At 63.3% G+C, this 23313-nt stretch carries 17 protein-coding genes; 7 read left to right on the plus strand and 10 right to left on the minus strand.

Annotated elements, in window-relative coordinates; genetic code table 11:
* Positions 1-62: 62 nt before the first annotated feature.
* Positions 63-1106, plus strand: coding sequence for a phosphoribosylformylglycinamidine cyclo-ligase (gene purM, locus J2X56_RS20920; RefSeq protein ID WP_121042984.1), 1044 nt, complete (start codon positions 63-65; stop codon positions 1104-1106).
* A gap of 159 nt (positions 1107-1265) precedes the next feature.
* Here purM and J2X56_RS20925 read toward each other — a convergent pair whose 3' ends face one another.
* The 5 genes from J2X56_RS20925 to J2X56_RS20945 form a co-directional block, all read right to left on the minus strand.
* Positions 1266-2144 carry a peptidase gene (locus J2X56_RS20925; RefSeq protein WP_088754567.1) on the minus strand — a complete coding sequence of 293 codons (879 nt, stop codon included), beginning with the start codon at positions 2142-2144 and terminating at the stop codon, positions 1266-1268.
* Positions 2145-2315: 171 nt separating this feature from the next.
* Positions 2316-3320 carry an alpha-E domain-containing protein gene (locus J2X56_RS20930; RefSeq protein ID WP_034338357.1) on the minus strand — a complete coding sequence of 335 codons (1005 nt, stop codon included), beginning with the start codon at positions 3318-3320 and terminating at the stop codon, positions 2316-2318.
* A 1-nt stretch (position 3321) separates the two neighbouring features.
* Positions 3322-4749, minus strand: coding sequence for a circularly permuted type 2 ATP-grasp protein (locus tag J2X56_RS20935; protein WP_034338355.1), 1428 nt, complete (start codon positions 4747-4749; stop codon positions 3322-3324).
* A 258-nt stretch (positions 4750-5007) separates the two neighbouring features.
* Entirely contained in the window at positions 5008-5451 is a 444-nt protein-coding gene (locus tag J2X56_RS20940; RefSeq protein WP_121043100.1) for a cupin domain-containing protein, read from the minus strand.
* 82 nt (positions 5452-5533) lie between these two features.
* The gene (locus J2X56_RS20945; RefSeq protein ID WP_034338352.1) at positions 5534-6190 is read right to left on the minus strand and encodes a glutathione S-transferase family protein; all 657 of its coding nucleotides are present in this window, start codon (positions 6188-6190) and stop codon (positions 5534-5536) included.
* Between the two features lie 338 nt (positions 6191-6528).
* On the opposite strand from J2X56_RS20945, the gene J2X56_RS20950 reads away from it, so the two are divergent.
* The 4 genes from J2X56_RS20950 to J2X56_RS20965 all read left to right on the plus strand — a co-directional run bounded on the left by J2X56_RS20950 (position 6529) and on the right by J2X56_RS20965 (position 14921).
* The gene (locus J2X56_RS20950) at positions 6529-7755 is read left to right on the plus strand and encodes a polyhydroxyalkanoate depolymerase (RefSeq protein ID WP_121042986.1); all 1227 of its coding nucleotides are present in this window, start codon (positions 6529-6531) and stop codon (positions 7753-7755) included.
* A 238-nt stretch (positions 7756-7993) separates the two neighbouring features.
* Positions 7994-11389 (plus strand): DUF2126 domain-containing protein, encoded by a 3396-nt coding sequence (locus J2X56_RS20955; protein WP_209568063.1) that lies wholly within the window; start codon positions 7994-7996, stop codon positions 11387-11389.
* A 93-nt stretch (positions 11390-11482) separates the two neighbouring features.
* On the plus strand, positions 11483-13984 hold the full coding sequence (locus J2X56_RS20960) for a circularly permuted type 2 ATP-grasp protein (RefSeq protein ID WP_209568061.1): 2502 nt from the start codon (positions 11483-11485) through the stop codon (positions 13982-13984).
* A gap of 1 nt (position 13985) precedes the next feature.
* The gene (locus tag J2X56_RS20965; RefSeq protein WP_209568059.1) at positions 13986-14921 is read left to right on the plus strand and encodes a transglutaminase family protein; all 936 of its coding nucleotides are present in this window, start codon (positions 13986-13988) and stop codon (positions 14919-14921) included.
* A 105-nt stretch (positions 14922-15026) separates the two neighbouring features.
* Here the strand turns inward: J2X56_RS20965 and J2X56_RS20970 are convergent, their stop codons facing one another.
* The 5 genes from J2X56_RS20970 to J2X56_RS20990 all read right to left on the minus strand — a co-directional run bounded on the left by J2X56_RS20970 (position 15027) and on the right by J2X56_RS20990 (position 21343).
* Positions 15027-16406 (minus strand): MFS transporter, encoded by a 1380-nt coding sequence (locus J2X56_RS20970; RefSeq protein WP_209568057.1) that lies wholly within the window; start codon positions 16404-16406, stop codon positions 15027-15029.
* A 248-nt stretch (positions 16407-16654) separates the two neighbouring features.
* Positions 16655-18706: a sodium:solute symporter family protein gene (locus J2X56_RS20975; RefSeq protein ID WP_209568055.1), complete on the minus strand. Its 2052-nt coding sequence runs from the start codon at positions 18704-18706 to the stop codon at positions 16655-16657.
* Positions 18696-18980: a DUF4212 domain-containing protein gene (locus tag J2X56_RS20980; protein ID WP_121042998.1), complete on the minus strand. Its 285-nt coding sequence runs from the start codon at positions 18978-18980 to the stop codon at positions 18696-18698. Before J2X56_RS20980 ends, J2X56_RS20975 begins: the two co-directional genes overlap by 11 nt.
* Position 18981: 1 nt before the next feature.
* Positions 18982-20583, minus strand: a complete 1602-nt coding sequence (locus J2X56_RS20985) for a sensor histidine kinase (protein ID WP_209568053.1) — start codon at positions 20581-20583, stop codon at positions 18982-18984.
* A gap of 49 nt (positions 20584-20632) precedes the next feature.
* On the minus strand, positions 20633-21343 hold the full coding sequence (locus J2X56_RS20990; RefSeq protein ID WP_039789191.1) for a response regulator transcription factor: 711 nt from the start codon (positions 21341-21343) through the stop codon (positions 20633-20635).
* Between the two features lie 299 nt (positions 21344-21642).
* Between J2X56_RS20990 and J2X56_RS20995 the strand changes: the two genes are divergently transcribed.
* On the plus strand, positions 21643-22065 hold the full coding sequence (locus J2X56_RS20995; protein ID WP_121043002.1) for a hypothetical protein: 423 nt from the start codon (positions 21643-21645) through the stop codon (positions 22063-22065).
* 214 nt (positions 22066-22279) lie between these two features.
* Positions 22280-23242, plus strand: a complete 963-nt coding sequence (locus tag J2X56_RS21000; protein ID WP_134135473.1) for a Tim44 domain-containing protein — start codon at positions 22280-22282, stop codon at positions 23240-23242.
* The last annotated feature ends 71 nt before the right edge of the window (positions 23243-23313 follow it).

Consider the following 23313-nt stretch of genomic DNA (forward strand, 5'->3'; position numbering starts at 1 on the left):
TTGGCAGGGGCACTTCCGCCCTGAATCCCCTATTTTACCGTCTTCACTGGCAATATTTCATCATGACTTCACCTTCCAATGTCTCCCTCTCCTACCGTGACGCTGGCGTCGATATCGATGCCGGTGACGCCCTGGTCGAAGCGATCAAGCCGTTCGCCAAGCGCACCACCCGCGAAGGCGTGCTGGGCGGCATTGGCGGTTTCGGTGCCCTGTTCGAAATCAGCAAGAAGTACAAGGAACCGGTGCTGGTGTCCGGCACCGACGGCGTGGGCACCAAGCTCAAGCTGGCTTTCCACCTGAACCGCCACGATACGGTCGGTATCGACCTGGTGGCCATGAGCGTCAACGACATCCTGGTGCAGGGTGCCGAGCCGCTGTTCTTCCTGGATTACTTTGCCTGCGGCAAGCTGGACGTGCCCTCGGCCACCGATGTCATCAAGGGCATCGCCGCCGGTTGTGAACAGGCCGGCTGCGCCCTGATCGGCGGTGAAACCGCGGAAATGCCCAGCATGTACCCGGACGGTGAATACGACCTGGCCGGCTTCGCGGTCGGCGCGGTGGAAAAGTCCAAGATCATCGACGGTACCAAGATCGCCCCAGGCGACGTGGTGCTGGGCCTGGCCTCCTCGGGCGCGCACTCCAACGGCTACTCGCTGGTGCGCAAGATCTTGGACGTGGCCAAGCCCGACCTGGAAGCCGACTTCCACGGCCGCAAGCTGGCCGATGTGCTGATGGCTCCGACCCGCATCTACGTCAAGCCGCTGCTGTCGCTGATGGAGAAGCTGGAAGTCAAGGGCATGGTCCACATCACCGGTGGCGGCCTGGTCGAGAACATCCCGCGCGTGCTGCAGGATCACCTCACGGCCGAACTGGACGCCAAGTCCTGGACCATGCCCCCGCTGTTCACCTGGCTGCAGCAGCATGGCGGCGTGGCTGATGCGGAAATGCACCGCGTCTTCAACTGCGGCATCGGCATGACCGTGATCGTCTCCAAGGAAAACGCCGACGCCGCTGAAGCCCATCTGAAGGCCGCCGGTGAAACCGTCTACCGTATCGGGACCATCCGCGCCCGCGCCGAAGGCGAAGCACAGACCATCGTGCGCTGATCGATCCCTGTAAATCGTTTTAACGATTTATAAAGTAAAAGGCTGCATTCTCAGGAATGCAGCCTTTTTTATTTCCGGCGGAGAATTTCTCGCCGGATGAAAACTTAGTTTTGTTAAAACAAAAACTAAGTTTCCAGCAAGAAAAAATTAACAGTGAGTTCAGCTCGCCTGCCCGACATCCCCATCCTGCTCCGCCAGGATCTGCCGCGGCACGGCCTGCAGCCCACGCGCCACGCCATTGGGCGGCGGCACGCGCACCGGCTCGCTGATGTCGGCAGCGGTGGAGAGCACGTTCAGAGTATCTTCCGGCGGGGCATCCCAGACCGGATCATCGATGGCCTCGAAGACGCGCTTCAATTGCGAGCCCCAGCTGCGGCGGATCATCTGGAAATACTGGTTCTGCTCGTCGATGGTCACGAAGCGGGTCACGGCCAGGTCTTCGCTTTCATAGACCAGCAGGTCCAGCGGCAAGCCCACCGAGATGTTGGACTTGAGCGTGGAATCCATGGAGATCAGCGCACACTTGGCGGCCTCGTCCAGCGAGGTCTGCGGCGTGACGACACGGTCAATGATGGGCTTGCCGTACTTGGATTCGCCGATCTGGAAGTAGGTGTTCTCGTCGTGCGACTCGATGAAGTTGCCGGCCGAATACATCTGGAACAATCTACAGCGCTCGCCACGGATCTGGCCGCCGAAGATGATGCTGACGTTGAAATCGATACCGAACTTGCTCAGCTCGGCGGCCTCGCGGTCATGCACGGCGCGGATGGCATCGCCCAGGATCTGGGCGGCTTCGTACATGGAGGTGGCGGTCCAGATGCTGCGGCCTTCCGCATTGGTGCGGTCGGTCAGCATCTGGCGGATGGATTGCGAAATCGACAGGTTGCCGGCGGTCATCATGACCATCACGCGGTCGCCCGGATTCTCGTAAACACTCATCTTGCGGAAGGTGCCGATATGGTCCACTCCGGCGTTGGTGCGCGAATCGGACAGGAACACCAGGCCGCTGTTGAGGCGCATGGCTACGCAGTAGGTCATGATGGAAAAGTGATACGTGGAAACGGAAAGCCGGATTTTACCGTAAGGCCCGGTGCCAGAGCGTGCGCGCCGGGGGCATCTGTCGTGACGTACCTACAGTAACGGCCTGTTTCCCGAAAAGATGACAGCGGCTGTGCTTCTTTCTTGCGCGCGAAGCACAGCCGGGGCGGCTTACGCTGCCAAAGGAACAAGAAAATCGCGGCTGATGCGATTGCCCAGTTCGAAGATGCGCTCCAAAAATTCGGTGAGCGTATCGTGCAGCCCGGCTTCCAGGATTTCCTCGATGCGGGCGAACTTCAGGTCGGCATGCAGCTTGCCCGCAAAGCGCTCGGTATCGGCCGAGACATCATTGCGCACATGATGCAGATTGGAGATCACGTTGCCCATGCAGGCCAGCAGCGAACGCGGCATGTCGGCCCGCAGGATCAGCAGCTCGGCCACGCGCTCGGGCGTGATGACGTCGCGATAGACCTTGCGGTAGATCTCGAAGCCCGACACCGAACGCAGGATCGCGGCCCAGTAGTAGAAGTCCAGCTGTCCCGCTTCATCGCGCGCTGACTGGCTTTGCGATTGGGATTGAGATTGCGACTGGCCATTCTGCTTCTGCGATTGCGTTTCCTTGGCCCCGTGGAACTTGACGTCGATGATGCGCGCCGTGTTGTCCGCACGTTCCAGGAAGGTCCCCAGGCGGATGAAGTGGAAAGCCTCATCCTCCAGCATGGTGCCGATGGTCACGCCGCGCGAGAGGTGCGAGCGATGCTTGACCCATTCGAAGAAATCGCTCGGGTTCTGCTCCAGCGCATTGGTTTGCAGATAGGACTGCATCTTGATCCAGGTGGCGTTCTGGATCTCCCACGCTTCGGTCGTCAGCGCGCCGCGCACGGCACGCGCATTCTCGCGCGCCTGGCGCAGGCAGGAGGCAATCGAGGACGGGTTGTTGGGGTCCCGCACCATGAAGTCGATGACGTCCTTCTGCGTGAGCTTGTCGTATTTCTGGTTGTAGCCATAGAGCAGTTCCGAGATGCCCAGCACGGCGCGCCAGCCTTGCTCGGCGTCGTCGACCGATTGCGGCAGCAGGGCGGTCTGCACGTGCACGTCGAGCATGCGGGCGGTGTTCTCGGCGCGCTCGGTGTAGCGGGCCATCCAGAAGAGGTGATCGGCGGTACGGCTCAGCATCTTATTTCTCCAGAATCCAGGTGTCCTTGGTGCCGCCGCCTTGCGACGAGTTCACCACCAGCGAGCCTTCCTTCAGGGCCACGCGCGTGAGGCCGCCCTTGACCATGGTGATCTGCTTGCCGGATAACACGAACGGACGCAGGTCGAGGTGGCGCGGGGCGATGCCCGATTCCACATAGGTCGGGCACACGGAGAGGGCCAGCGTGGGCTGGGCGATGTAGCCATCAGGCTTGGCAATGATGCGTGCGCGGAAGTCTTCGATCTCCTGTTTGGTGGAAGCCGGGCCGACCAGCATGCCGTAACCGCCGGCACCGTGCACTTCCTTGACCACCAGCTTTTCGAGATTGGCCAGGGTGTAGGAAAGATCTTCCTTCTTGCGGCACTGGTAAGTGGGCACGTTGTTGAGGATGGGATCCTCGGACAGGTAGAAGCGCACCATGTCCGGCACATACGGATAGATCGACTTGTCGTCGGCCACACCGGTACCGATCGCATTGGTCAGGGTCACCTTGCCGGCGCGATAGGCCTGCAGCAGGCCCGGCACGCCCAGCGCCGAATCGGGACGGAAAGCCAGCGGATCGAGGAAGTCGTCATCGATGCGGCGATAGATCACGTCGACCCGCTTCGGGCCGCGCGTGGTACGCATGTAGACCACGTTGTCCTTGACGAAGAGGTCTTGTCCCTCGACCAGTTCCACGCCCATCTGCTGGGCCAGGAAGGCGTGCTCGAAGTAGGCCGAGTTGTACATGCCCGGGGTCATCACCACCACCGTCGGATCGGTCACGCCGGCCGGCGCCACCGAACGCAGGTTGTCCAGCAGCAGGTCGGGATAGTGATCGACCGGCGCAATCTTGTGGCGCTTGAACAGGTCCGGGAAGAGCCGCATCATCATCTTGCGGTTCTCCAGCATGTAGGACACGCCGGAGGGCACGCGCAGGTTGTCTTCCAGGACGTAGAATTCACCTTCGCCCGCTCGCACGATGTCGACCCCGGCGATGTGCGCGTAGATGTCGTTGACCACGTTCACATCCTGCATCTCGCGCCGGTACTGGGCGTTCTGGAAGATCTGCTCGGGCGGGATGATGCCGGCCTTGACGATCTTCTGTTCGTGATAGATGTCGTGGATGAACATGTTGAGCGCTTTGACGCGCTGGACCAGTCCCGCTTCCAGCTTGGCCCATTCGGCCTTGTGGATGATGCGCGGGATGATGTCGAAGGGGATCAGGCGCTCGGTGCCGGCATCGTTTCCATAGACGGCGAAGGTAATGCCGACGCGGCGGAAGATCAGGTCGGATTCGGCACGTTTGCGGGCGATGATTTCGGGCGACTGCGCCGAAAGCCAGCTGGCGAATTCTGCATAGTGCTGACGCACTTGACCTGCTTCGCTGCCTGCGCCTCCTGAATACATCTCATCAAAAAAATGTGCCATAGATTTGCTTCGTGTTCCCGTGGGGAGCGGGAATCTTTCTAAGTAGGTTGTAACGAAAACAGAGGCGGTGGGTACGGCAAAACTACAGCGTGGGTACAGCGTAATGCGATGGCGCTAGGGGACTGCCGCTGCACGCCAGCGCCAGCGTGCATGAAGAAAGACTAACAGAGGCTTGAATTTTTTGACAGAGGAAAATTGCATGCTTTTGCTCCTCGCCCGCGCGGGTCTGCTGCCATCAAACGCAGACCCGCAGCGGCTTCAGTTATTCCATGGCGTGGGTGCGGGAACCTCGCAGGGAGCCGGCATGTCGATGGTCTTGAAGTCGGCCGGACTAACGATTTCCAGATACTCCATGTCGGGCGAATAGTCGAACAGGAAGTGCACGATGCCCGGCCGCTGGTGCACGCAATCCCCGGCCTTGACCAGCGTGACTTCGGTCTCGTACATGAAGCGCGCCCAGCCTTTCAACATGATGACGATGTGGAAGTTGGCCTCGTGCCGATGCCATCCGGTGCCCGTTTCCGGGGCCATGTTGGCCTTGACCAGCTGCGCCACCACCTGGCCGCCGGTGGCCGCGGCAATGCCCAGGTCGCGATACAGGAAGAAGTCGCGCAGCCCTCCCGTTTCATAGGGCGTGTCGCCTTCGCTCACATGCGAAAAGCTGTTCTGCGCCAGTACGCTTGCCTCCGCTACGGTATTCATCACATCCATCCTTTCTGCGGTCTCCCGCCATGGGCCTGCGACAAAAACGGGCGCGACTTTTCCTGCCGGTGCTGCGCGCGCCCTAGAATTCCACGTCCAGTTCGTCGATGTCCTCCGGTTCCTTTTTGGCGGCGGTGATCCATTCCTGCATCTCCGGCATGGCCATGATGCGTTTGGCATAGGCGGTGCAGATGGGATCAAGCTTGACGTCATAGGTCATGAAGCGCGTCACCACCGGCGCATACATGGCATCGGCCATGGTGCGCTGTTCGCCGAACAGGAAAGGTCCGCCGTACTTGGCCAGACACTCCTTCCAGATGGTGGTGATGCGCACGATGTCGGCTTCGGCGCGGGACCACACCTTGAAGTTGGGGAAGTGGCCCTTGAGGTTCATCGGCAGCGCCGCGCGCAGGGCCGAGAAGCCCGAATGCATTTCGCCGCACACCGAGCGGCAATGCGCACGGGCGGCGAGGTCGGCCGGCAGCAGCTTGGCGCCGGGGCGGATTTCGTTGAGATATTCGGCAATGGCCAGCGTATCCCATACCAGTACGTCGCCATGGTGGAGGCTGGGTACCAGGATGGAGGAAGACAGCAGCAGGATCTCTGCCCGTGCCGACGGGTCGTCCGGCGGCACGATGTCTTCCTCGAAAGAGAGCCCGGCGAACCTGGCCATGAGCCAGCCGCGCAGGGACCACGAGGAGTAGTTCTTGCTGGTGATGCGCAAAGTCGTCTTAGGCATGTCAGTCCTTTATCTGTTTTGTGCAGGTTGACTTTGGGCACGCGGCCGCGTGAGCGGCGGTGTCTTGTTCATGGTCATCATCTTCATCGTCCGCCCCGTCTGCGCTCGGGAAGGACACGGGCCACAGGAGCGGACCGCGTACCACTACTTGCAAGGCTTGTGCCAGCTCGCGGGAACGGCAGGCCACGCACCGCCGGCATTTCCGCGCGGCCACCAAAGCCGCTGGAAAACTCCCAAAAGCTGCGCGCAGGCGGGCTGGCGGCCCATCAATGGCACGACAATTGCATCGTCGCCATGGCGAGCGGACACCAAAAAGAGACAACCGAGGGCGGCGCTTCATGATCAATACCTATCAGCTCTACCAGAACTACGCCGACGCCACCGATCCGCTGCGGGCCTGTGCCCGCATGATGGCACCCCTGCTGGGGGCGACCTGGCCTGGCGTTCCGGTCAATCCGGCGTTGCGCAAGATGGCCTCGGCCTGCGAGGTTTTTGCGCGGACGCAATTGACCCATGCGCGCCCGCCCTTCGAGATCGGCGAGGTGCTCGACGGCGGACGCACAATTGCGGTGCACGAGGAGGAAATCAGCGCCACGCCCTTCTGTGGTCTGCTGCATTTTCGCAAGGAAACCTCGGCCGTGCAGCCCAAGGTGCTGGTGGTGGCGCCCATGTCGGGCCACTTCGCCACGCTCTTGCGTGGCACCGTCAAGACCCTGCTGCGCGATCACGACGTCTACATCACCGACTGGCGCAATGCCCGCGATGTTGCCCTGGAGCACGGCCGTTTTGGCCTGGATGAATACGTTTCGCACGTGATCGGATTCCTCGCCGAGCTGGGCCCCGGTGCGCACCTGCTGGCGGTGTGCCAGCCGACCGTGGCGGCGCTGACCGCCGCCTCCGTGATGGCCGAGGACAATCATCCGGCCCAGCCGCGCACCATGACGCTCATGGCCGGGCCCCTCGACACCCGCGTCAATCCCACGGCCGTCAATGCGCTGGCCAAGAGCAAGCCGATCAGCTGGTTCGAGAAGAACATGATCAGCACCGTCCCGGCCCGCCATGCCGGGGCCGGGCGGCGGGTCTATCCGGGCTTCGTGCAGTTGAGCGCCTTCATGAACATGAACCTGAACCGCCACGTCGACGCCTTCCGCAAGCTGTATCACCATCTGGTCGAGGGCGAGGAGGCGCAGGCCGCGCAAATCAAGGATTTCTACGAAGAGTATTTCGCCATGGCCGACCTGCCGGCCGAGTTCTACCTGGAAACGGTGCGCACGGTGTTCCAGGAACATGCGCTGCCGCTGGGCAAGCTGACCTATCGCGAGCGCGTGGTCGACCCGCGCGCCATCCGCCGCACGGCGCTCTTTACCATCGAGGGCGAGAAGGACGATATCTGCGCGGTCGGCCAGACCGTGGCCGCACAGGAAATGTGCAGCAACATCCGGCCCTACATGCGCCTGCACCATGTTCAGACGGCCGTGGGACATTACGGGGTCTTCAACGGACGGCGCTGGGACAACGAGATCTATCCGCGCCTGCGGGATTTCATTAACATGCATCACAGGTAAGCTTGCGGCGTACTTGCCAATGCGAGTGAAAAACTTAGTTTTCAGGATCGAAAGATTAAGTTTTTCTTCCCCCGGCACTTACACTCTCACATACACTCACAACGAGGCAGCCCCAACCGGAAAGTCACCAGGAAAGTAATCAGGCGGTAAGAAAAACAAGGTATGCAGGAGATCTGCTCCGCATGTCGCCAACAACCAAGCCCCGCGCTTGACCATTTGCTTGTCGTAAAGGAATTCCATGTCGATCCACGTGGCCCTGAACCATGTCACCTCTTACAAGTACGACCGTGCCATCAACCTGGGTCCGCAAGTCATCCGCTTGCGTCCCGCCCCGCACAGCCGTACCCGCATCCTGAGCTATTCGCTGCGCGTGCTGCCCGAGCCGCACTTCATCAACTGGCAGCAGGACCCGGAATCGAACTACCTGGCGCGCCTGGTGTTCCCGGAGAAGACCACCGAATTCAAGATCGAGGTCGATCTGGTGGCCGAAATGTCGGTCATCAATCCCTTCGATTTCTTCCTCGAACCCTATGCCGAGGAGTTCCCCTTCGAGTATGCCAAGGACCTGCAGAACGAACTGCTGCCCTACCGGCAGAAGCTGCCGCTGTCGCCGCTGTTTGAAAAATTCCTCAAGAGCATTCCGCGCGAGAAGATCGGCAGCGCCAATTTCCTGGTGGCGCTGAACCAGAAGCTGGCCGACCACATCGGCTACACCATCCGCATGGAACCCGGCGTGCAGACGCCGGAAGAAACGCTGGAACTGAAATCCGGCTCCTGCCGCGATTCTTCCTGGCTGCTGGTGCAGTTGCTGCGCCACCTGGGGCTGGCGGCGCGCTTCGTGTCGGGCTACCTGATCCAACTGACCGCCGACCAGAAGTCGCTCGATGGCCCTTCCGGTCCCGAGGCCGATTTCACCGACCTGCACGCCTGGTGCGAAGTCTATCTGCCCGGTGCCGGCTGGGTCGGGCTGGATCCGACCTCGGGCCTGTTTGCCGGAGAAGGCCATATCCCCTTGTCTTGCACACCGGAGCCGGCCTCGGCTGCGCCGGTCAGCGGCCTGGTCGATCCTTGCGAAGTCGAGTTCGAGCACCTGATGTCGGTCAAGCGCATCTGGGAAGCGCCGCGCGTGACCAAGCCCTACACCGAAGAGCAGTGGGCCGCCATCGAGAAGCTGGGCCATGCCATCGATGCCGACCTGCAGGCCAATGACGTGCGCCTGACCATGGGCGGCGAACCGACCTTCGTGTCGCTGGACCATCCGGACGAACCGGAGTGGAATACCGCCGCCCTGGGTGCGACCAAGAAGCCGCTGGCCGCCGAGCTGTATCACCGCATGCGCGACAAGTATGCCGCCCAGGGCCTGCCGCATTTCGGTCAGGGCAAGTGGTATCCCGGGGAGCAGCTGCCGCGCTGGGCGCTCAATTGCTACTGGCGCCGCGATGGCGAACCGATCTGGCTGAATCCTGAATTGATCGGCGACGAGACCAAGCCCAACGTCAGCGACAAGATCGTCACCAGCCACTTCCTGCACCGCGTGGCACAGCGCCTGCAGGTGGATGGCAAGAATGTCTTCCCGGCCTATGAAGACGTGTTCTACTACATGTGGCGCGAGCGCCGCCTGCCGGGCAATGTCGATCCCTTTGATTCGCGCGTGGATGACAAGCAGGAGCGCGAGCGCCTGATGAAGGTCTTCACGCAGGGCCTGCAAAGCGCGGTCGGCCATGTGCTGCCGCTGGCGCGCCGCGACGATGGCCGTGGCTGGCAGAGCGGGGCGTGGTTCCTGCGCAGCGAGCGCTGCTACCTGTATCCGGGCGATTCGCCGCTGGGCTATCGCCTGCCGCTGGATTCGCTGCCCTGGGTCAAGGAGGGCGAGTATCCGGCCGTCTATCCGGCCGATCCGACCCAGGCCTTCCGCCCGCTGCCCAGCAGCGCCGAAATCCGCCGTCAGCTGGGCAGTCCGCAGGAGCCTGCTGCGCTCCTGAAGAAGGCGGCCAGCAACGCGGCTGCCATTGGCGGTGAAGGCAAGGCGGCGGCGGGCGATACGGCCAATGCTGCCAATGCCGCAACCACGAGCAGCGCAACCCAGGCGATACCGGCCCCGTTTGAATCGGCCAACTGGCTGACCCGTACCGCCCTGTGCGCCGAGGTGCGCAATGGCGTGTTCTACCTGTTCATGCCGCCCTTGTCGCAACTGGAGCATTACCTCGAACTAGTGGCCGCCATCGAAGCGGTGGCCGAGGAACTGAAGCAGCCGGTACTTCTGGAAGGCTACGAGCCGCCGCACGATCCGCGTCTGCGCAAGTTCAGCGTCACGCCCGACCCCGGCGTGATCGAGGTCAACATCCAGCCGGCCAACAACTGGAGCGAACTGGTCGAGCAGACCACGCACCTGTATGACGCCGCACGCGCCTCGCGTCTGACGACCGAAAAGTTCATGCTCGATGGTCATCACTCCGGCACCGGTGGCGGCAATCACATGGTGCTGGGCGGCATCACGACCAGTGATTCACCTTTCCTGCGCAGGCCCGATCTGCTGCGCAGCCTCATCTCGTACTGGCACAACCATCCTTCGCTGTCCTACCTGTTCTCGGGCATGTTCATCGGCCCGACCTCGCAGGCACCGCGTATCGATGAGGCGCGCAATGATTCGACAGTGGAAATCGAACTGGCCTTCAGCGAGATGGACAAGCAGGTCGCCAAGGGCGATTGCCCGCCCTGGCTGGTGGACCGCCTGCTGCGCAATCTGCTCATCGACGTCACCGGCAATACGCACCGCGCCGAGTTCTGCATCGACAAGATGTATTCGCCCGACAGCGCCACCGGCCGTCTTGGCTTGCTGGAATTGCGCGCCTTCGAAATGCCGCCGCACGCACGCATGAGCCTGACCCAGCAACTGCTGCTGCGCGGCCTGGTGGCGCGTTTCTGGAAGGAGCCCTACAAGCCGGCGCGCCTGGTGCGCTGGGGGACTGAACTGCATGACCGCTTCCTGCTGCCGCATTTCATCGAACAGGATTTCGCCGACGTGATGGCCGACATGAACGAGGCCGGCTATCCGATGCGTGCCGAATGGTTCGCGCCGCACATGGAATTCCGTTGCCCCAAGATCGGCGACTATGCGGTCAAGGGCATGCAGGTCGAATTGCGCACCGCGCTCGAACCCTGGCACGTGCTGGGCGAGGAGAACAGCGGCGGCGGCACGGCGCGTTATGTGGATTCCTCGCTGGAACGGCTGCAGGTCAAGATCAGCGGCATGGCCTCCGATCGATACGTGCTGACCTGCAACGGCGTCTCGGTGCCGCTGCAGCCCACCGGCATCGTCGGCCAGTTCGTGGCCGGCATCCGCTATCGGGCCTGGCAGCCGCCTTCGGCGCTGCATCCGACCATTCCGGTGGATTCGCCGCTGACCTTCGACCTGGTCGATACCTGGAATGGCCGCAGCCTGGGCGGTTGCCAGTATCACGTGGTGCATCCGGGCGGCCGCAATTACGAAACCTTCCCGGTCAATGCCTTCGAGGCGGAGAGCCGCCGCCTGGCGCGCTATTTCCGCATGAACCATACCCCGGGAAAATGGCAGGTCACCCCGGCGCGGGCGTCTATCGAGTTTCCTTTTACGTTAGACTTACGCTACTTCTAAAACTGAGCCGGGCGCGGCCCCGCGCCGCTTGCAAGGCGACACGCCGCACGGGACCTGCTCCCGGCGCGTGCGCCACCCGGCCGCCAATGACTTATGCCCCAGCGTCTCCTGGAAAGCTATCCCGTCGCCAGTGATCGTTACGACGAGATGCTGGCGGCTGACGGCCGCCTGCGCCCGCACTGGCGAACGCTGATCGACCAGCTTGAAAACCTCTCGCCGGAGATGCTGCGCCGGCGCGCCAACGAGGTACGTGACGCCATCGCCTCCGATGGTGTGACCTACAACGTCTATGCCGACCCCAAGGGGGCCAACCGGCCCTGGGAACTGGACCTGCTGCCGCACCTGGTGTCCTCCGAACAATGGGATTTCCTGGAACGTGCCGTGGCCCAGCGCGCACGGCTGATGAACGGCTTGCTCGCCGACATCTACGGCCCCCAGCACCTGATTGCCGAAGGTCTGCTGCCGCCCGCGCTGGTGTTCGGCCAGCACGGCTACCTGATGCCCTGCCACGGCTGGCAGCCGCCCGGTGGCGTGCATCTGCATGCGTATGCCATCGACCTGGCGCGCTCGGCCGACGGCACCTGGTGGGTCGTGTCGGACCGCACGCAAGGTCCGTCCGGTACCGGGTATGCCTTGCAGAACCGCCAGATCATGTCGCGCGCCATGCCGGAAGCGCTGCGCGACATGCACGTGGAGTCGCCGCACCGCTACTTCCACACCTTGCGCGCGATGTTGACGCGCCTGGCCCCGGCCCAGGGTGAAGTGCCGCTGATCGTGCTGCTCACGCCCGGCCCCTACAACGAAACCTATTCCGAACATGCCTTCCTGGCGCACACGCTGGGCTTCCCGCTGGTGGAAGGGGTGGACCTGACGGTGCGCAGCGACCAGGTATTTCTGAAGACCCTGAACGGCCTGCGCCGCGTGCACGCCATCCTGCGCCGCATGGACGATGACTATTGCGATCCGCTGGAACTGCGCGCCGATTCCGCCCTCGGTGTGCCGGGCCTGACACAGGCTGCGCGACTGGGCAATGTGGTCATCGCCAATTCGCTGGGCAGCGGCGTGCTGGAATCGACTGCACTGCACGGCTTCCTGCCGGCCATCAACGAGCGCCTGTATGGCGAATCGTTGCTGCTGCCTTCGGTAGCGTCGTGGTGGTGCGGCGAAAAGCCGGCGCTCGATTACACACTGGCGCATCTGGATGAACTGGTGATCGTGCCGGCGTTTTCTTCGATGCGCATGCAACCGGTGTTTGGCCATACCGTCACGGGCACCGCGCGCCGTCGCCTGATCGAAAGCCTGCAATTGCAGCCGCACGCTTACGCCGCCCAGGAATGGGTGCGCCTGTCGCAAGCGCCGGTGATGTCGCGCAGCGGTGACTATCGTTTGATGAACCGCACCATCAGCCTGCGCGTGTTTGCGGTGGCCGATGGCGAAGGTGGCTATCAGGTCATGCCGGGTGGATTGACACGCGTGGCGCCACGCCAGCGGCGCGACGTGGTCTCGATGCAGCAGGGCGGTACCAGCAAGGATGTGTGGGTGCTGCGTGAAGAGGAGCGCCCGGACCCGGCCATGGCCGATGACGGCCATGGTGCAAAAAACGTCACGGTCATCAGGGGCACGGTGGATGTGTCCTCGCACTCGGGCGAGAACCTGTTCTGGATGGGGCGCTATTCGGAGCGCGTGAAAAATCTCTCGCGCCTCTTGCGCACCACCCTGCAATACACCATGGATGGCCAGACCGAGAGCCGTGGCATGCTGGGCAGTGTCTCGTGGATCTGCAGCCAGCTCGGCGTGCAGATGCCCAAATCCGAACCGCGTCCGACCATCACCGGCCTGCAGCAGAGCCTGCAGGCGGCCGTGGTCGATCCTTCGGCGCCGGTGAGCGTGGCCACGCAGTTGCGCCAGCTCGCCAATGCCGCCTACCAGGTGCGAGAACATCTGTCGCTGGACAACTGGCACGCCCTGACCAAGATGCCGGCCATGGTGCAGGAACGCATCAACACACCAGCCGCTGCACAGCATGTGCTGGGCAACGTCATCGATGCCTGCTCGGGCCTGGCCGGTCATGCGCTGGATGACATGACGCGCGATGCCGGCTGGCAGTTCCTGATGGTGGGCCGCCACATCGAACGCATGGCCAACATGGCGGCGCTCTTCGACAACTTCCTGCGCCTGCCGCCGCAGCGCCAGACGGCGGCACTGTCGTGGCTGCTGGAGGCGGCCAGCAGCATCGTCACCTATCGCGTGCGCTATCGCCGCACGCCGGAGTGGCTGCCGGTGCTGCACCTGCTGGTGTTCGACGTCAGCAATCCGCATGGCATGGCCTACCAGTTCCGCATGCTGCAGCAATACATGGCCGAGATCGCCCAGCAGCTGGGCTTGCTGAGCATGACCATTCCTGCGCACCTGACCAGCCAGCTGGAGGCGATGAACCTGGCCGAGTTTGCGCACGATCATCCCAACGTCGCCGAGGCCAATGCGCGCCTGACGCAATTGATGCGCGATGCCGTCAGCGGCGGCTACATGCTCTCGGATGATCTCTCGCGCCATTACTTCACGCCGCTGACCGCACCGGTCAGCCAGGGGGTATGACATGAGCGAGCGCACCGTCTACCGCATCCATCACCAGACCACTTACCAGTATTCGCTGCCGGTGCGGCTGTCGCACCAGGTGCTGCACCTGACGCCGCGCGAACTGCCGTGGCAGCAATGTCTCTCGCACACCGTCAACGTCTTGCCGTCGCCGCAACTGGTGCGCAGCTACGAAGACAATTTCGGCAACGTCATCAAGGCCTTCTCGCTCGATACCGACCACACCAGTCTCGACGTGCAAGCGGATTCCTGGGTCGCGCTCACGCCGCGTGCGCAGCCGCAGCCCGGCATGCAGTGGGAGGAAGCGGCCACGGTGATGGCCTATCACGGCGGCCGCATCATGGCACCGGGCATGCTGGAGGCGTCCAATTTCCTGTTCGAATCCTCGCACGTGCGCATCAAGCGCGAGTTCATCCGCTATGCGGCCGAGTGCTTCAGCCCGGGCCTGTCGGTGGTGGAGGGGGTGCGTGCGTTGATGATGCGCATCCATGAGGAATTCGCCTTCGATCCGGCCGCCACCACTGTGTCCACACCGGTGACCGAAGTCTTCGTCAACCGGCGCGGCGTGTGCCAGGACTTCGCGCACCTGATGCTCTCGTGCCTGCGCTCCATCGGATTGGCGGCGCGCTATGTGAGCGGTTATCTGCTCACCGAGCCGCCCCCGGGACAGCCGCGCCTGATCGGGGCCGATGCCTCGCATGCCTGGGTCTCGGTGTATTGCCCCGGCGTGGACGGCGGCGAAGGGACGTGGATCGACGCCGATCCGACCAATGGCGTCTTCCCCGATACCAGTCACATCACGCTGGGCTGGGGACGCGATTTCCTCGACATCTCACCCTTGCGCGGCGTACTCATCGGCGGCGGGCAGCAGACCATGCAGGTAGCAGTGACGGTGTTGCCGGGCGAAGAGGCGCAGGGTTTGCAGCTGTCGATCTGAGCGCAATTTTCTGTATTGTTGCCGCCGCGTCGCCACAAAACACGATGGCCACTATTCGAGGGAATAGCGGCCATGTTTGTTTTTCCGCCAGGCTCAGCGTTGCGCTCAGTGTGCGCCTGCGTCCGCCACCATCAGCGGCCTGCCGCCATCGGGACGATTGCGGTCCGAGGCCTGCTTGACCAGCAAGGCCACCGTGGACACCAGCGCGGCCACGGCCACCACGGCGAAGACTTCGCTGAAGCCCAGCTGGCGGCGCGTGAGTTCGGCCACCAGGAAGGAACCGGCGATACCGCCGAAGCGCCCCACGCCCAGCATCCAGGCCACGCCGGTGGCGCGGCCACGGGTCGGATAGTAGGCGGCGGCCAGCGCGGGCAGGGAAGATTGCGCGGTATTCATCAAGGTACCGGCCACGAACACCACGACGGTGAGCACGCCCACATTGCCCGCCGCCTGCCCGATGGCAAACACCGCCACCGCAGTGGCGGCAAAGCCGATCGCGATGACGCGGTTGGCGTTGTAGCGGTCCATCAGCCAGCCGAACAGGATGGCTCCCACGCCGCCCAGCGGGAACAGCGCAGCAATGAGCGTGGCGGTCTTGGGTGCCAGGCCGGCATCCTTGAACAGCACCGGCATCCAGTTCACCAGCGCATAGAAGATCACCAGACCCATGAAGTAGGCCAGCCACAGCATGCAGGTGCCGACCAGGTAGCGCGGTTCGAACAGCAGGGCGATGCCGCTTTTGCCGGTGGGGGCTTCGCCTTGCGGGCCGGTCTCGGTGAGGGTGAAGCGATTGAAAGCGGCGGCTGAAGAAGAGATGCGGCGCAGGACCGCGCCGATGCGCTCGGCCGCATAGCCCTTGGCCACCATGTGGCGCACCGATTCCGGCAGGCTGGGCAGCATCACCAGCAACAGCAGCAGCGGGGCGGCACCGCCCAGCATGAGCACGCTGCGCCAGCCCCACAGCGGAATCATCCACGCCGCCAGGAAACCACCCAGCGCTGCGCCCAGCGGGAAGCCGCAGAACATGGCATTGGTCAGCATGGCGCGGCGCGCGGCCGGGCTGTATTCGCTGGTGAGCGTGACCGCATTGGGCATGGCCGCGCCCAGGCCCAGGCCGGTCAGGAAGCGCAGGATGGTCAGTTCCTGCAGGTTGCCGGCGAAGGCCGAGCCCAGGCAGGCCACGCCCATCACCAGCACCGACAGCAGCAGGATCTTGCGGCGGCCGTAGCGGTCGGCCAGGGGGCCCGACGTCAGCGCACCGGCGGCCAGGCCGAACAACGCGGCGCTCAACACGGGAGCCAGGTCCGGCTTGGCGATGCCCCAGTCCTTGAGCAGCGAGGGGGCGATGAAGCCGATGGCGGCGGTGTCGAAGCCGTCCAGCAGGACGACGAAGAAGCACAGCGCGAAGATCAGCCATTGATAGCGCGAGAAGGGCTCGCGGTTGATGAACGCCTGGACGTCCAGGGCAGGGGTGTCTGGTCTCATGTCTCTCTCTTCTGGATGTTGGGGGGTACGGCTGTTTTATTTTTTGTGCGAAAAGTATAAAACAATGCAGAAGTATTGTGTTCGGTCAGTGCGCATATGTGCGGTGATCGAACACAATCGTGTTTTGTGAAGGAAAGCGCAAAGGCCCCCGTCCGCTGGCGTTGAGCGGGCAGGGTAGAACAGGCACGCTGAAGGAAACTGTCCGAAAACCCAAACCAGCCATGGGCGCTGGCGTCGGGCGGTTCTGCTCAGGGGGTACGGATATGATCGATCAGGGCGATGGTGGCTTCATCGGGAGGCGGCGTGAGCAGGCTGACGATGACCATGGCAGCCATCCCGACCGGGACGCCGAAGATGCCGGCCGAGATCGGCGCGATGTGGAACCATTGCCCGGCGGCACTGCCGCCGAAGGCGGGGTTGGTGTGCAGCATGTAATACACGCACATCAGGAAGCCGCAGATGATACCGGCAATCGCGCCGGCCTGGTTGGCACGCTTCCAGAACACGCCCAGCACCAGCGCCGGGAACAGCGTGGAGGCCGCCAGCGAGAAGGCCGCACCGACCATGGAGAGGATGTCGCCCGGTTTCAATGAGGCGGCATAGGCCGCCAGCAGCGCCACTACCAGCAACAGCAGCTTGGAGATGGTCACGCGTTTTTGCGTGGAAGCGCTGGGGTCGACCACCTTGTAATACACGTCATGCGAGAGCGCATTGGAGATGGTCAGCAGCAGCCCATCCGCGGTGGAGAGTGCTGCCGCCAGTCCGCCTGCCGCCACCAGTCCGGAGACGAAATACGGCAGGCCGGCGATCTCGGGCATGGCCAGCACGATGATGTCGCCATCCATGGAAATCTCGCCCAGCTGCACCAGGCCATCGCGATTGAGATCGTTGATGGAGACCAGTGGATTGAGCTTGTCCATGTTGGCCCAGTAATACACCCAGTCCGGCAAGTGACTGTAGCTGCTGCCCACCAGCGAGGTGTAGATGTCGTATTTCACCAGTACGGTGAGCGCCGGCACGGTGAGGTAGATCAGCATGATGAAGAACAGCGTCCAGAACACCGAGCTGCGCGCCCCCGCCACGGTGGGCGTGGTGTAGTAGCGCATCAGGATGTGCGGCAGCGCCGCCGTACCCAGCATCAGGCAGAACACCAGCGCCAGGAAATTGTTGCGTTTGATGTCCGAGCTCTGCTCGTCGCGACCGGGGAAGGGTTCGGTCTGCGAGACCGGTGGCTGCGCGCGTGCAAGATTGGCCGCGCGTGCTTCGGTCCATTTGCGTTCTGCCTCCTGGGGGGACTTGGGATAGGACGAGAGCGCGCGGCTGGCGGCCTTGATGTCGGCCAGCGAAGCGTGGCTATCACGCCGTACCTGGTCGGCCTGATTTTGCGCCTCCACACGTCCATCGAGCCAGGATTGCGGCAGGCCCTTGAGCTTGCGGTCGTAGTCATCGGCGCGCGCCTGGAAGATCTTGCGCACTTCCTTTTCCTTGGGGTCGTCTTCCAGTTTGTGTTCCAGCGCCGAGAGCTTGGGCAGCACCGCGCCATAGGCCACCGGCGGCACCGGTACCGTCGCATGCTTGGCCGAGAGCCAGATCACCGGGATCAGGTAGGCGAACAGGATGATGATGTATTGCGCCACCTGGGTCCAGGTGATGGCGCGCATGCCGCCCAGGAAGGAGCACACCAGAATGCTGGCCAGCCCGAGGAAGATGCCGATGGAAAAATCGATGCCGGTGAAGCGCGAAGTGATCAGCCCCACGCCATAGATCTGCGCCACCACATAGGTGAAGGAGATCAGGATGGTGGCCGCCACGGCCAGGATGCGGATCACGTTGACCCCGTGGCTGCCGGGTCTGCCCGGATAGCGCGCGGCCAGGAAATCGGCGATGGTGTATTGCCCGAACTTGCGCAGGTAGGGCGCGATCAGCAGGGCCACCAGGACGTAGCCGCCGGTCCAGCCGAGGATGTAGGCCAGTCCGTCGAAGCCCTGCAGGTAGAGGCCGCCGGCCAGGCTGATGAAGGTCGCCGCCGAGATCCAGTCGGCGGCCGTGGCCATGCCGTTGAAGAGCGGTGGCACGCGCCGTCCGGCGACGTAGTATTCGGGCACGTCGGAGGTACGGCAGACCACGCCGATGCCGGCATACAGGCCGATGGTGACGAACAGGAACAGGTAGCCGATCCACGAGCGCGGCATGCCCTCGCGCTCCAGGATGGCCAGCACGCACAGGAAGATGATGAAGCCCAGCGTATAGAAACCATAGTAGCGGCACAGCCGCCGGAAGAAGTCCTTGTTACTCTCCATGCCAGTGCTCGCCTTGTTCACGTCGGACCAGTTGTTCGATGCGGCGCATGCGGCGCACGTAGATGACCACGATGGCCAGGTAGATCAGCATCATGCCCTGCGCGGCCATGTAGAAGGAGACCGGCCAGCCGAACAGGTGTACCCGGTCCAGTTCGCGTGCGAAGTAGATGAAGAAGAACGTGGCGGCGAACCACAGCGCCAGCAGCCAGGCCGTCATGCGGCGGGTGCGGTGCCATTGGTTGCCGGGGTCCGGGGGAGGCGTGCCGTGGTCCATGTCAGGTGATGTCGTCGAAGAAGGGCGTGCGCGGCATCATGCGAAAGCTCACGCGAAAGAGGCTGCCCGGATATTTGGGATCGCTGCTGCGCGGATTGTGGGTGATCTCGACGATCGCCTCATGCTGCTGCGCGATCTCGCGCACGATGGCCAGACCCAGGCCGCTGCCGGTGCTGGGCGTGCCGAGGATGCGATAGAAACGTTCGAACACGTTGGTGCGTTCGGCCACCGGAATGCCGGGACCGTTGTCTTCCACTTCGAGGATGGCCAGGCCTCCGCCCTCATCGGTGCGCGCCCGTACGGTGACGCGGCCATTGCCATCGTGCGGTGTGTAATGCAGGGCATTGTCCAGCAGGTTGGATAACAGTTCGCGCAGCATCACCGGGTTGCCGGTGATGAGGATGGGGTGATCCGGCTGCTCGAAGCCGAGGTCGATGCGCTGGGTGAAGGACATCGGCACCCAGTCCTGCACCACGCTGCGTGCCAGTTCGTTCAACTCCAGCGGGACCATGCCGCCGGATTGCGATTGCTGGTTTTCGGCGCGCGCCAGTGACAGCAATTGATTGACCAGGCGCGTGGCGGTTTCCGAACTCTTGGCCAGTTGTTCCAGAGAGCGGCGCACGTCGTCCTGGTCATCTTGCCGCAGCGCCAGTTCGGATTGCATGCGCATGCCGGCCAAGGGCGTCTTCATCTGGTGCGCGGCATCGGCAATGAAGCGCTTCTGGATGGCGATGGTCTGCGATAGCCGTGCCAGCATGTCGTTGAGCGAACGCACCAGCGGGGAAATCTCTTCCGGCACCTGGCCGGAGTCGATGGGCGAGAGATCGTCGGGACGGCGCGCACGGATGCGCTGCTGCAATTCCGACAGCGGAGACAGGCCGCGCGAGAGTGCGAACCACACCAGCGCCAGCGCCACCGGCAGGATCACGAACTGCGGCAGGATCACGCCCTTGATGATTTCATTGGCCAGTTGCGCGCGCTTTTCCAGGGTCTCGCCGACCTGCACGGTGGCAATGCGCGGCTCGCGCTGGGCAGCGCGCTGGGCGGCGCTGCGGCGCAGGTCTACCTGCAGGGTGGCGATGCGTACATCACTGCCGTGCAGGATGTCGTTGCGGAATTGCACCGTGCCAAGTGTGATGCGATCTTCGTCGGCTGGCGGTTGCGGCATGTCGACGTCGCCTTCGACATATTCGCCATTGGGGCCGGTGATCTTGTAGTAGATGTTGTCGATGTCGTCGGCGCGCAGCAGGTCGCGTGCCGATACCGGCAGGCGCGCCACCGCCTTGCCGTTGACTTCCGAGACCTGCTGCGCGAGCACGGTCACGCTGTCTTCCAGCGCGCGGTCGAAGGGCTGGTTGGCAATCGACTGCGCAATCAGGTAAGTGATGGCGATGCTCATCGGCCACAGCAGCAGCAGCGGGGCCAGCATCCAGTCAAGGATCTCGCCGAACAGTGAACGCTGGATGCGTTCCACCGGTTGCGTCGCCAGGGCGGCGCGGCGCTTCTTGCGGGGCGTGGGAGCAGCGGGAGCGGCAGTGGACTCCGGCGCGGCCTCGGGCGGCGGGGCGGAGGCAGCGGCGGGGGAAGGATCGCGCGCGGTCATGGGGGATCAGCGCGCGGCGTGCCAGTGTGAAGCGAAGGCGGACGCGGCCTCAGGCCGCGCTGTTGGAGGCCGCCAGCGGGGCAGCGCCGTTCTCGGGCAGCTTCTCCAGGCAATAGCCGAGCCCGCGCACGGTGGCGATGCGTACGCCGCCGACCTCGATTTTCTTGCGCAGACGATGGACATAGACCTCGATGGCATTGTTGCTGACTTCCTCTCCCCATTCGCACAGGTGGTCCACCAGCTGTTCCTTGGAGACCAGGCGGCCGGTGCGTTGCAATAATACTTCGAGCAGCCCCAGTTCCCGCGCCGACAGTTCCAGCATCTGTTCGCCGATGTAGGCAATGCGGCCGACCTGGTCGAAGGACAGCGGACCATGTTTGATGACCGTCGGCCCGCCGCCGGCACCGCGCCGGGTCAGCGCCCGCACCCGCGCTTCCAGTTCGGAGAGCGCAAAGGGCTTGGCCATGTAGTCGTCGGCACCGAGATCGAGGCCTTGCACGCGCTGTTCCACCGAATCGGCGGCCGTCAGGATCAGCACAGGCAGGCGCGAATTGCGCGCGCGCAGGCGGCGCAGCACCTCCAGGCCGGACATCTTGGGCAGGCCCAGGTCCAGGATCAGCAGGTCGAAATCCTGGGTGGACAAGGCGGAATCGGCTTCCACCCCGTTCTTGACGCAATCGGCGGCATAGCCGGAATGGCGCAGGGAACGGGTCAGCCCGTCGGCCAGTACGCTGTCGTCTTCAGCAAGGAGGATGCGCATAAGAATCGGTCAGCGAGGCTAGGCCGGCTGAATTGTCTCGGATGGTTGAATTATTGTGATACCTTTTCATTCATATTCCACTAATTCAACCCCCAATGCAAATCAGGGATTGCCTGATGAGCGCTGTCCTTGAGACAGGTCAGGTCGCGGGTTTGAAGTGTAACAATTCAGATTGGGGCATTGAAGTCTGAAGCTTAGGCCTTATAGTAGGAGGCGTCAGCAAGATTTACTTGCTGGCAGCGCAATTTTTGTTGATATAATTTCTCGCATCCATTTCTGGAAAACCGCTGGAAAATCTGATGAAACGTTTGTGGGTCCTGCTGCTGATCTGTCTGCTCCCGGTGCAAGTATTTGCAGCGGTGCTGACGTACGCCAGCTCGATGGCCGCAACCGACTTCGCAGTCCCGGCCCCGGTGCAAGCCGCCGTGGCGACCCAGCATCTGGTGTCCAAGACCGTTTCCCTGTCCGACCAGGCCGCTTCACTCAGTGATGACCAGTCGCACGCCCTGGTGGCCGATGCCGCCGGCAGCGATGACGACAGCACCGGTTACGCCGACAGCGGTGAAGATTTCTCCACGCACGCCGGTATCGGTGACGAGCCCGTGCTGATGCAATCCCTGGCCATGGTGCCGCAAACTTCCCGCCTGGCGCCCGCTCTGCGTAGCGATGCCGCCCTGCAACCCCCGTTCCTGCCCCGCGCAGGACGTCCTCCCCGGGCCTGATCCCGTCGCCACGCGCGACAGGTTTTGCTGCGCCCGCTGAACTGCCCCTGATGGATTGAGGCTTCGCGCCGTGCGACAGCAGGACCCTGCGCGTGCGCGGCCAGCGTCGGCCTGCCCGCGCCGGTGCTGATCCTCCAGGGCACACCTGTTCCAGTGATTCCGAATTACGGCCGATGTGACCGCATCACATCATCAGAATCCTTTAGGAGATAGCATGAAAAAAGCATTTGTCGCGCTGATAGTGGCGGTCATGACGCTGTCTGTTGGCATGTCGGCCGTCGAAGCCAAGCGTCTTGGCGGTGGCGGTTCGATCGGCAAACAGTCTTCCAGCGCCAGCCGTCAGGCGCAGAGCCCTGCCCCGATGCAGCAGAACCAGGCCGCCGCTGCCAAGCCGGCCGCGCCTGCTGCCGCTCCGGCTGCAGCCGCCGCCAAGCCGAGCATGTGGAAGGGCCTGCTGGGTGGCGCCTTGCTGGGCCTGGGCCTGGGCGCGCTGCTGTCGCACTTCGGCCTGGGTGGCGCACTGGCCAGCATGATCAGCACCATCCTGACCGTGGCCCTGATTGCCCTGGCGATCATGTTCGTGATCCGCATGTTCCGCCGCAAGTCGGAATCGGCACAGTCCGCGCAACCGGCTCCGGCCTGGGCCAGCGCTGCACCGCAAGCGGCTGACAACGCATCGTCCACGCCGCAGATCGGTTCCATGCTGAAGACCGACCAGTCCGCCGCCTCGACCACCCAGAGCGGTTTCGGTGGTGGTTTCGGCAATGCCGAGGCAGCGCCTGCCTACGGTATCCCGGCCGGTTTCGACACCGTGGGCTTCGTGCGCAATGCCAAGACCTACTTCATCCGCCTGCAAGCGGCATGGGACAAGGCTGACATCAACGACATCCGCGAATTCACGACGCCCGAGATGTTTGCCGAGCTGCGCCTGCAGATCCAGGAACGCGGTGCCGCTGCCAACCAGACCGACGTGGTCTCGCTGGATGCGGAAGTGCTGGGCGTGGAAACCGTGGGCAATGATTACCTGGCCAGCGTGAAGTTCTTCGGCTTCATCAAGGAAGATCCGACCGCCTCGCCGGCCCAGTTCGCCGAGATCTGGAACCTGTCCAAGCCGGCTGCCGGCCAGGGCGGCTGGGTGCTGGCAGGTATCCAGCAGCTCGACCCGGTCCAGGGCTGAGTCACCGGCCCGGACAAATTGGCAAGAACGTTCATGTAGCAAGTATCAGTTTGGCGCGGAAGGCGGCGGTT

It is taken from the genome of Herbaspirillum sp. 1173 (genome assembly GCF_031455335.1).
GTDB lineage: Bacteria > Pseudomonadota > Gammaproteobacteria > Burkholderiales > Burkholderiaceae_D > Herbaspirillum > Herbaspirillum huttiense.